The sequence below is a fragment of the Bradyrhizobium sp. 23 genome, from assembly GCF_023073295.1.
Classification (GTDB): Bacteria; Pseudomonadota; Alphaproteobacteria; order Rhizobiales; family Xanthobacteraceae; genus Bradyrhizobium; species Bradyrhizobium canariense_D.
Genome location: NZ_JADPJF010000039.1, coordinates 85,585 through 95,819, shown reverse-complemented (window position 1 = coordinate 95,819; position 10,235 = coordinate 85,585). Strand labels below are relative to the sequence as shown.

General features: G+C 61.6%; 10 protein-coding genes and 4 pseudogenes. 13 read left to right on the top strand and 1 reads right to left on the bottom strand.

Annotated elements, in window-relative coordinates:
- Window positions 1–81: 81 nt before the first annotated feature.
- Together IVB32_RS09055 and IVB32_RS09050 are read left to right on the top strand one after the other, a co-directional pair.
- Complete coding sequence (locus tag IVB32_RS09055; protein WP_247361522.1) at window positions 82–1,005, top strand: DUF2493 domain-containing protein; 924 nt, start codon at window positions 82–84, stop codon at window positions 1,003–1,005.
- Between the two features lie 1,161 nt (window positions 1,006–2,166).
- Window positions 2,167–2,487: a DUF736 domain-containing protein gene (locus tag IVB32_RS09050; protein WP_027562526.1), complete on the top strand. Its 321-nt coding sequence runs from the start codon at window positions 2,167–2,169 to the stop codon at window positions 2,485–2,487.
- 95 nt (window positions 2,488–2,582) lie between these two features.
- On the opposite strand, the gene IVB32_RS09045 is transcribed toward IVB32_RS09050, so the two are convergent.
- Window positions 2,583–2,819 (bottom strand): helix-turn-helix transcriptional regulator, encoded by a 237-nt coding sequence (locus IVB32_RS09045; protein WP_247361528.1) that lies wholly within the window; start codon window positions 2,817–2,819, stop codon window positions 2,583–2,585.
- Between the two features lie 146 nt (window positions 2,820–2,965).
- Between IVB32_RS09045 and IVB32_RS09040 the strand changes: the two genes are divergently transcribed.
- The 11 genes and pseudogenes from IVB32_RS09040 to IVB32_RS08990 form a co-directional block, all read left to right on the top strand.
- Window positions 2,966–3,238, top strand: a complete 273-nt coding sequence (locus tag IVB32_RS09040) for a DUF2285 domain-containing protein (RefSeq protein ID WP_247361530.1) — start codon at window positions 2,966–2,968, stop codon at window positions 3,236–3,238.
- Between the two features lie 166 nt (window positions 3,239–3,404).
- Entirely contained in the window at window positions 3,405–3,599 is a 195-nt protein-coding gene (locus tag IVB32_RS09035; protein WP_247299373.1) for a DUF6499 domain-containing protein, read from the top strand.
- 187 nt (window positions 3,600–3,786) lie between these two features.
- Window positions 3,787–4,179, top strand: coding sequence for a DUF2285 domain-containing protein (locus tag IVB32_RS09030; RefSeq protein ID WP_247385471.1), 393 nt, complete (start codon window positions 3,787–3,789; stop codon window positions 4,177–4,179).
- Window positions 4,180–4,310: 131 nt separating this feature from the next.
- Window positions 4,311–4,592: a helix-turn-helix domain-containing protein gene (locus IVB32_RS09025; protein WP_018454787.1), complete on the top strand. Its 282-nt coding sequence runs from the start codon at window positions 4,311–4,313 to the stop codon at window positions 4,590–4,592.
- Window positions 4,593–4,613: 21 nt separating this feature from the next.
- A pseudogene (locus IVB32_RS09020) lies at window positions 4,614–5,494 on the top strand (replication initiator protein A).
- 165 nt (window positions 5,495–5,659) lie between these two features.
- Window positions 5,660–6,124, top strand: a complete 465-nt coding sequence (locus IVB32_RS09015) for a DUF2840 domain-containing protein (protein ID WP_247403487.1) — start codon at window positions 5,660–5,662, stop codon at window positions 6,122–6,124.
- Window positions 6,121–6,633 (top strand): S26 family signal peptidase, encoded by a 513-nt coding sequence (locus IVB32_RS09010; protein ID WP_247299381.1) that lies wholly within the window; start codon window positions 6,121–6,123, stop codon window positions 6,631–6,633. The genes IVB32_RS09015 and IVB32_RS09010 overlap by 4 nt, the downstream gene beginning before the upstream one ends.
- A 230-nt stretch (window positions 6,634–6,863) precedes the next feature.
- Window positions 6,864–7,306, top strand: a pseudogene (locus tag IVB32_RS09005) (lytic transglycosylase domain-containing protein); the annotation flags it as partial.
- A gap of 109 nt (window positions 7,307–7,415) precedes the next feature.
- Window positions 7,416–7,649, top strand: a pseudogene (locus IVB32_RS09000) (IS110 family transposase); the annotation flags it as partial.
- A 547-nt stretch (window positions 7,650–8,196) separates the two neighbouring features.
- Window positions 8,197–9,960, top strand: coding sequence for a DUF3363 domain-containing protein (locus tag IVB32_RS08995; protein ID WP_247410213.1), 1,764 nt, complete (start codon window positions 8,197–8,199; stop codon window positions 9,958–9,960).
- Between the two features lie 37 nt (window positions 9,961–9,997).
- Window positions 9,998–10,235, top strand: a pseudogene (locus tag IVB32_RS08990) (conjugal transfer protein TraG); the annotation flags it as partial.

The following is a 10,235-nucleotide window of genomic DNA, read 5'->3' as shown; positions in this document are numbered from 1 at the left end:
TCTGGCCCGGTCCGCCCGCCGTCAGAGGATCGCCACGAAGACCGCGATGGTCGCGGCCGATCCGGCAAAGGACCTCTTCCCATGACCGACGATGACGACATCGAACCGCCGCATGCCTCTTCCCCGACCGACCACATCCTCACTGAATTACAGCTGTTCGGCTATCGACCCTTCGACGACCAACCCGATCCAAGACCGCTCCCGGAGGGCAAGATGATCGTCGGCGCCATAGCGGACATCTTTGATGCCCTGGTTGCGACCCTGAACGACACGCGACTTGAGCCGGACCTTGACGATCTGCTCTGGTCGACTGTCAACCTGTTCCATCGTGCCCTCGACCGCATCGAATTGCAGCTCGATAACAACGAACAGGCGCAGCATAAGAGCCAGCGCGAGCAGAATGGCTCGGAAGTGCGATCGGTCGAACTCGAGCGCCTGACGGCCGAAGGGCTCACCCTGATCGAGCGCCGCAACTGCCTGGAACTGTTCCGGGATCAGGCCATCGAGCGATTTGAGGTCCACACCGGCTCAGCTTGGCGTCCTCGATCGGGATCGTTGGTCAATCACCGAACCCTCACTGCAGCAATGATCGACTCCCGCGACTTCATCGCCGCCAAGCGTCGTTCCGAGACCGAGGTCATGTTGCCACCAGGACCGAAAATTGCACTCACCGGTGGGCTCGACTTCAATGACCATCATCTGATCTGGGATCGTCTCGACAAGGTTCATGTCAAGCATCCCGACATGGTCCTGCTCCATGGCGGCTCGCCCAAGGGTGCCGAACTGATCGCCTCCAAATGGGCGACCACCCGCAAGGTTCCTCAGATCGCCTTCAAGCCTGACTGGACGAAACATGCCAAGGCTGCCCCCTTCAAGCGCAACGACGCCATGCTCGAACTCCTGCCGATCGGCGTCATGCATTTCCCGGGCACGGGAATTCAGGACAATCTCGCCGACAAGGCGAAGCGGCTCGGCATTCCCGTCTGGAAGTTCGGCGGCGCATGAGCGCCGTCGCCTCGAAGACGCCAAGGTGGAGTTGCACGCCGCAACTCCGCCTCGTTTCGTTTTTACATCGCAAAACTGCGCCGTGTGGTGGTGGAAGGCGCGATTGATAAATCCATGCACATGGAGCCACCACCATGCTTGCCATTGGGCTTGTTCTGGTATCGGTTTGTTTTGCTGGGCCATGTTTGCGCTCGCGGTGTACGCTTTGCCGTTTTTCGTCGCACTCAGTATCGGGACTTTGGCATTTCGCGATGGCGCGGGGCGTCTTCGGCGCACTGCTTATTGGAGTTGCTTCGGGCGCGCTGACGCTTGCCGCTGGTCGGGTCGCCGTTGCCTTTAGTCGGTCCTTGGCCTTGCGCGTCGCCATCGCAACCGTATTCGCGGCCCCTGCGGCAATCGCCGGCTATCATGTGGTGTTCGCCCTATCGCAGATCGGTGTGCCGTCGTCGGCTTGGCGCCACGTCTTCGCTTGTTTGGGCGCCGCTTGCATCAGCGGCACGGCATAGGCGCGTTTGACTGTTTTCGCGAACCCGCCCGTCGGAGTCGGTCGGGGTGCTGGAGAATACGGCTCGCCCAGTTCTTCCAGCAGCGACGCACGAGTGATGAGGCTTCGTCGCCATCATCGGCCGAGCAAGACCGCACAGGGCACCACGTTGAACGAGGCGGCGTCGAGCTTGAGCGAGAGGTAACCGCACTTCTCGTCAGAGCGCTCTAAGCAAGCCGTAGCAATCTCTGTCTGATCCACATAGTTGCGTGGAGCGGCGCGCCGCGCTCGATCATTCGTTCCGAGACGATACCGCCCTTTGCGGCAGATTGTTTCTCTTTGTGCGGCGAACCGTACCGACCTCTTGTTCTGCACAATCGAGATTCGCCAAATCTTCTCCCAAGGTTGCGGTTCAGCACGCGGACGCACGTGGCCTCTTTGATGGCTTGATCTGGCCGAAGACCGGCTGCGCCTCGATCGTCTGAGCCGCAACGCCGTTGATGCGACTTTCTTCCCCTGGGCTTGCGCCCATTCCTCGCGAGGCAAGAAAGTCGCAACAACGGCGTCCTCCGCTGCGCTCCGGCCCGCGAGCGGGTGCGTCGCCGATCGTCCTCGGCCTCTGGATCGCCATCGAGGTCGCGGTGGTCGCGGGCTCGAAACACAACAGGAGAAGTGACATGGCTAACATCGGTTCTTTCAAGAAGGTCGGCAACGACTTCCAGGGCGAGATCGTCACCCTGAGCCTGCAAGCCAAGGGCGTCCGTATCGTCGCCGAGACCAACCGATCCAACGACAACGCTCCCAGCCACCGCATCTACGTGGGCCGGGCGGAGATCGGCGCAGCTTGGTCGAAGCGCTCCGAAGAGGGCCGCGATTACCTCTCGCTCAAGCTCGACGATCCCTCGTTCAACGCGCCGATCTACGCGAACCTGTTCGATGACGAGGGCGGCGAGGGCTACACGCTCCTGTGGTCGCGGCCGCGCAAGAGCGGCGAGTAGACGCTCCGCCAAGCCCCGTCCGGTCCGTCGGGCGGGGCTTCTCACTCTGGTGCGCATCAGCCGGCGTCCGCCAAAGGGCCGGCGGCTCGCATCAGCTATTCGGCTTGGTCCCGCGTCTTTCGCTTGGGACGAGCCAGCAGGTCGGCTGCCTCTACACCCAGGCTACGCGCCAACCGATCGACAACGTCGATACCCGCCGCATAGACGCTTCGTTCGAGCGCGCTGATATAGGTGCGGTCAATATCCGCCCTGTGGGCCAATTCCTCCTGGGATAAACCGCGCGCCTGTCGGAGCTTCCGCAAATTGATTGCAAGTACCTCGCGTATGTCCATACGCGAGAGGGCACGTCCTTGAAGAGTATTTCACCACGGAGTATTCTCGACAAAACGTGCACGTCCGGTCGGGCGACCCAGATATTAACGGTTCAGCCTCTTCAGGTCTGCGTGTTAGAAATCGTCTAATCTAAGGCATGGAGTTTATGAAGAATCCGCCGCTCGATCCCGATGTTGCCGACGCCGCGCCCACGGACCAGATTCTGACGGCTTATGACGAACAGCATGTCGTCACCTACATTCGCCTCCTGCAGGCTGAGAGCGAAGGGGCTGAGTGGATGGAAGTCGCGCGGGTAGTGCTGCATATCGATGCGGAACGCGAGCCGGATCGTGCAATGCGCGCATACCAGAGCCACCTCGCGCGCGCCAAGTGGGTGACTGAGCAGGGACGCCTCTTACGCGGTACTGGCTCAAAATAGAAGAGAATTGCCGACTACAGACTTGCAGCAAGAACGATTTTCTCCCGCTAACCGGCGGTCATTCTCATGCACCACGTGGTGCCAAATTAGGGGCTTCCTACAACCGCCTCGTTCATAATTATTGCGCCACAATCCTTGTTCGTTAAGTGCAATGGGGGCGGAAGCAATGCCTGAATTCGACTGGCGATCGCCGGATTCGTTCAAGAGCCTGGAGAACGCCGAGATCACTGAAATCGCCTGGGTAGGCCTTCGTATGAACGTGGACTACCAACGTGACTACGATGCGATCGTCGCTAGCAGCTCAGACGGCGAGGTGAGCGAGGAATTCAGGAGGAGGTGGGGCCTCTGCTTTCGCGCATGACCCGCAGAGGTCGTTCCACGAGCAGACAATCTTTTGGGCGCCCGAGGTTCTCCCGACCGTCGTCCCGGTCGTTGTAACCGATTCAACGCCTGGTCAAGGCCCAACGCCTCAGCCGCCGCTTGATCCTGCATCTGGTCAGGTGCGCCGTGCCGCTGACGGCTGGCATGCCGTGCTGCAAATCGGTTCGGTGAAGCATCGCATCTGGTCGAAACAGCCGCTGACCGCAGGCGCTCGCTATGCGGCCGAGTTGCCATTTGACGGCGATTTCGAGGCGCGCGCGCATGCCGCCACGCGGCTGTGGCGCGCGATGAATGGACGCGCGCCAGGGCCTCCGTTTCATCGCGTGCCCAAACAGCGGCGCGAACGACTGTGCGCAGCCCTTCGCGCGGCCGCCGCGTATCTCGCTGGCGCGACTTATCGCAGCATCGCAGAAGCTCTGTTTGGCAAGCCGCGCATATCGGATCGTGGATGGAAAACACACGATCTGCGCAGCCGAACCCGTCGCCTTGTACAAAGCGGCCTCGCATTTGTGCGCGGAGGCTATCGCAAGCTGCTTCGGCCCAGGCGCAGGGTCGAGTAGCGCCCTTCATGGGTGGCCGAAAATGGACCCCCCAATATTCGGCATCCCCCTCCGAGATCGCGCTTCTCCATGATGACCCCACACACGCCGGCGCCGCCATCCGCGGTGCGCTGTCATCCTGGAGTGCTCAAATGCCCGATTCGACGGCCGGTCTACCTCCGCGATTCCTGCGAACACCGGAGGCTGCGCGTTACCTTGGCCTCTCCGGTCGCACGCTGGAGAAGCACCGCACGTACGGCACCGGGCCGACGTATCGGAAGATCGGCGGACGTGTCGTCTACGCCGTAGACGACCTGAAAGCCTGGGCTGACCTCGGCGCCAAAACGTCGACGTCTGACCCCGGGAAGGGGACCGTGCTGCCGGCAAAGAAGCATCCGGTACTGCGCCCATATGCGGGCCAGGAACGTCGCTAATCGCGGGCGAGGGCAGTGACCATGCGGCGCAAACAACATTCCGAGCGCGATCAGCTGGAGCTCTTTAGGGCGCTACCCGGCGATCTCGCGCCACGCGATTCGCAGGATCTGATGGCTTATCCGTTCTTCTCGCTTGCAAAAACGAAGCGAATTATTCCGATCGACTTCCGTGTCGGCGCGCTCGCAATTCGGGTCGAAGCGGTGCCGGAACACGGCATGGCGACCATCTGGAATGCCGACGTTCTGATCTGGGCCGCATCCCAGATCGTCGAAGCCCGTGACAACGGCTTGAAGAACTCGCGCCTGATGGCCGCAACGCCTTATGAAATTCTGACATTTGTCGGCCGCGATACGAGCGCGCGAGATTATGATCGCGTCAAGGCCCGTCTCGACAGACTTCAGTCAACGACCGTCCTGACCTCGATACGTCAGCCGACAGAGCGCCGGCGGCATCGCTTCTTCTGGCTTAACGAGTGGAAGGAGACGGCCGATGCAAATGGCCGTCCATTTGGGCTCGAGCTGATCCTGCTTGATTGGTTCTATGCCGGCGTCATCGATGACGCGCTCGTGCTCACGATTGACCGCGGCTATTTCGAACTTACGGGCGGGCTTGAACGGTGGCTCTACCGCCTCGCGCGCAAGCAGGGTGAACGTCAGCACCGCGGCTGGAGTTTCGACCTTGTACGCTTCCATACCAAGTCCGGCATCCTCTCCCCGCTCGAGCAATTTAGTTCCGACATACGGCAGATCGTCCAGCGTCAGACATTGCCCGGCTATCGGCTCGTGCTCACGCGCGATCCGAGCGGCACAGAGCGGCTGAACTTCGTGCCCACGCTCGTTGCTCCCTTAACGGCACGCCTTCGTCGGCGCGGACTCACTCCAATTCGGAGGACAACCTGTGAATCAGTTCGTGCTATCGAGGGATGCAACCTTCGTGCCATCAGGGACTCGATCTTCGTGCATTGGCGAGCGCGGGCTGGGAGTCGTGCTTGCCTTCGCCTGCCGCATACGTACTTCGCCGAGCGCAAAGCTTACGGCTCTCAGCTCCAGCATCAAGGAGCCGCTGCATGAGTGACCTCACCGAAGTAGAAATCTTGTGGCTTGAGATGCGTATCGAAAACCGCATTCGGTTCGGTCGCATCGTCAAGGAACGGAAGCTTGATGGTCACCGGCGTGTACTGTCATTCGCGCCTGGCAGCATCTTTGCCTTCGTCCGTTGGACCTCCAGCGACTTTGGCACGATCATCTCGCGGATTGACATCTTGCGCGCGGTCGCACCAGGACAGCGCTGCTCGACCGTGCCGTATGTGAAGCCGGGCGGAGAGATTTTGCTGCGGCTCTCCGGTTGGCCGAAGGTCGAACGGGTGCTGCAGATGGTCGATGCGGTCGAAGCGCTCGGCATCGATCCCGCCGATGTCGCTCCTGATCATTGGCATCACGTTCATAACCGTCTGTCCGTGAACGAAAATCCGCGTCCGTATACGAAAGCGCGCCATCAGGCGTGGCTTAATCGTCAAAAGGTGATGCGATGACGTGCCGTTTCATCATGCTGATAACGACGTTCGTGGTTGCTGCCGCCCTTGTCACGACAATCTTTCTGGAGCCGCTTCCGCTCTACATCTGGAATGCATCGACGAGCGTACCTATCGGTCTCTATCGCTTGCGAGCGGCAAAACTCTTTCGTGTCACAGAGCTGGTCGCCATTCAGCCGCCGGAACCACTTGCGACCTTTCTAGACCTGAACGGCTATCTGCCAGTCGGCGTCCCCATGCTCAAGCGGGTCTTGGCGCTGCCGGGGCAGACGGTCTGCAGAAGCGGTCTCACTATTTCCGTGAATGAAATTGAAGTCGGCGAGGCCCGGGATCGTGACGGACGCGGCCGGCCGCTGCCGAAATGGCAGGGCTGCCGAGTCGTCGGGGAGGGCGAGCTCTTTCTCATGAATTGGCAGTCGGATGACTCCCTTGACGGCCGATATTTTGGATTTCTTCCGGCGTCGGGCGTGATCGGCCGTGCCCTCCCGGTGTGGACGTGGGAGGAGTGATCGTGCGTGTTCTACGTTTCCGTTCTGCCATTCCTCTGTTCGATCAAGTGCAGGACCATTCCTCCGTCTCGACCAAAGCTTGCAAAGCCGACGCGCGCAGCGGCGGTCCAGCGCGGCCGAAAGGCCGGCGCGAAGCGGCTTTACCCTGGACGGGCGCGAGCACGCCGGCACTCTTGCATTTTTTCGAGAGGAGCCTGTGCGCTGCCGTGCCCCTGTTCGTGGCACTGACTGTGAGTAACGCTGCTGCTGTCGCCGAGACGCGACCGGCAGAGCTCACAGCGAGTTATCGAACTGGCAATTCATTTGCGGATTTCGTTGAAGCGGCCTCGCGTCGCTTTGGCATGCCGGTGCGCTGGATACTGGCAGTCATAGACGTCGAGAGCGCCGGAGACATGCGCGCAAAATCACCCAAGGGCGCCATGGGGTTGATGCAGATCATGCCAGAAACCTGGGCGGAGCTACGCGGTACGACCTCGGCAACGATCCTTACGATCCCCATGACAACATACTTGCAGGTACGGCGTACCTGCGCGAACTGCGCGACCGTTACGGTGCGCCGGGCTTATTTGCAGCCTACAACGCGGGGCCTGCTCGTTACGATGAGCGTCTCGCCGGCCGCCCATTGCCAGTAGAGACCGAAGCCTATTTGCGGAAGCTCGCGCCAGTCATCGGCAGCGACCTTACTACTTCCAGCGCAGTCGCTCGTCTGCGGTCATCCGCTGGAGAACTCTTCGTTGTGCGGCCTGAAAGCCCAATGAGCGCTGCAGGGCGACGTTGCCGTCCGAGAGGCGCTTTGCGAGGCAGCCGCAAGCCTGCTGCTGCGGGTCAGAAAATGGTCGGCCCTGCGAGCGTGGGGCCTGCGGATCGCCAAACGGTCCAGCATGTTGTGCGCGATCACCGCGGTGGCGCGCAAGCTCGCCAGCATTCTGCACCGGATGTGGGTCAGCGAGACCGACTTCCACGTCGGGTTTGGCGCAAAGATCACGCAGCGGCTGCGGTTGAAACCGGCGCGGTAGCCGCGGTGCAGGTGACGATAGATTAGCGCTGGGTCTGCGCCCGGCATGTTGAGGAGGAACGTAACTACAGATCCGCGCGCGCGGTGAGCGTCCCCTGGCGGGCCGCGAAACGGGAAATGTCCGCTATCGCTTGCCTGCTGCCGCCCTTCGGGGACGAGAGCGCCGGACTGCTTGGACATCCCTGTTTACGAACCTGATGAAGAGCATGCGACGGCCGAAGTGCTGAACGCGAAGGAACGCACGGACCCCGCCTGGTGAATGCAAGTGGCGTACGCGGCTGCGGTGAAGTTGCGCGTTGTTGGTGCAGGGAGTCGGTAATGACTGAAGTTCGAAGAGTCGAAGAAAAGCGTAGGAATGAGTTGACTTTGCCCGCCCGATTAGGAAGGCGAGATAAAAGGGGCTCGCCGGTCGAACCGCAAGCCATTGACATGGCTTGGGTCCTGGCGTGCCGGTCGGTCGGAGCGCGTGCCGCGCGTTGGATTTTGGCGAATGCAATCAAAGGCGTTTTCGGCACTGTGTGCGCTTTTGTTCGTTGGGAGGCCCTGCCATGAGCGTGGGCGACAGCGATTTACGTATTCGGCCTGGGCGTATCCGGAGTACCCGCTCGCCGAAGCCCAAGAGCTTTATCAACCAGGTGCTACGTGCCGCGACGAAAGCCGGTCACACCTCAGGACAGGCCGCGGCTGGCAGGCGTTCTGTGGCCTATGGGCGCTCCACGTTTGGCCGCGGGCGCCTCGCCTTTAGCCGCGCCAGATTGTTCGGCCCGGCACGACGCGTTGTGGCGAAGGCGCGTGTTGTCCGGCACAAGGGCCGAGCCTTCCGTTCAGCACCACTGACCGCCCATCTTTCGTATCTCAAGCGCGACGGCGTGACTCGAAGTGGTGAGCGGGCCGAGATGTTCGATGGGGGCAGCGACCGCGCCAATAGCGCAGCCTTTGCTGACCGGTGCAAGGACGACCGGCATCATTTCAGGTTCATCGTCTCACCAGAGGATGCAGGCGACATGACCGACCTGAAGGCCTTCACCCGCGATCTCGCGAAGCAGATGGAGACCGATCTCGGTACGCGGCTCGATTGGGTGGCCGTCGATCACTGGAACACGGATAACCCTCACGTCCATCTTCTCGTGCGGGGAGTAGATGAGCAAGGGGCAGATCTCGTGATCTCCCGCGACTATATCAGCCAGGGCCTGCGCTCGCGCGCCGAGGAACTGGTCGCCATCGAACTGGGCCCAAAACCCGAGCACGAGATCCGCAATTCACTGGAGAGGGAGGTTTCGGCCGAACGATGGACGCGGCTCGATCGGGAGATCCGGCTGGCGGCAGATGAGACCGGGTATATCGATCTCCGCCCCGAACATCCCGGTAGCTCCGATCCTGAAATCAGACGCCTGATGGTCGGCCGCCTGCAGCATCTGGAGAAGATGCGCCTTGCCGTATCCGCCGCACCAGGCGAATGGATGGTCGGCCTCGAGGCCGAGCGCAGCTTGCGCGACCTCGGCATGCGCGGCGACATCATCAAGACCATGCACCTCGCCTTTACCGAGCGTGGAGAAGCGCGCGGCGTTGCCGACTTTGTCATCGAAGGTGGACAGCCTTCGTCCCAGATCATCGGACGGCTGGTCGATCGGGGATTGCACGATGAGTTGACGGGTGAGGCTTACGCCCTGATCGATGGAACTGACGGACGCGCGCACCACGTCCGCTTCCGAGGGATCGAGGCCTTCGAACAGGCGCCGCCGATCGGCGGCATTGTCGAAGTCCGGCGCTTCGGCCAAACCGGCGATCCGCGCCCCACCTTTGTGCTCGCGACCCGCTCCGATCTCGATCTCAGTGGGCAGATCACCGCAAGAGGAGCAACCTGGCTTGACCACAGGCTGGTCGAACGCGACCCCATGCCGCTCGCCATGGGCGGATTCGGCCGCGAGACCCGCGACGCCGTGGAAGCCCGTACCAAGCATCTGGTTCAGGAAGGTCTGGCGCGCCGGAAGGGCCAACACATCATCTTGCAGCGCGACCTTCTGGACACGTTGCGCCGACGTGAACTGGACGAGGTGGCGGCAAAAGTCTCGACCGACACCGGCCTGCCTTACGTGAAGGCGGCCTACGGGGAGCATGTGGCGGGCACCTATCGGCAGCGCCTGACGCTCTCCTCGGGGCGCTTCGCCATGATTGATAATGGGCTCGGCTTCCAGCTCGTGCCTTGGTCGCGCGAGCTCGAGAAGAGGCTCGGCCAGCACGTCACCGGCGTCGTGAAGGACGACGGTGGCATCGAATGGGGCTTTGGTCGGAAGCGCGACCTCGGCCTCTAGCATTCTCTCCACTGCAGTTGCGCAAAGGACTTTCGCGATGTCTGGAACCAAGATTCTCTGGGGACAGGTGATCGTTGTCGGCCTGATCGTCTTGCTGGCCATCTGGGGCGCGACCGAGTGGACGGCTTGGCGGCTCGCCTGGCAGCCCGAATTGGGACGTCCCTGGTTCGAACTGGCGGCCTTCAAAGTCTACTACCCGCCTGTCTTCTTTTGGTGGTGGTTTGTCTACGACGCCTATGCGCCGCACGTCTTTGTTGAGGGCGCCTTCATCGCGG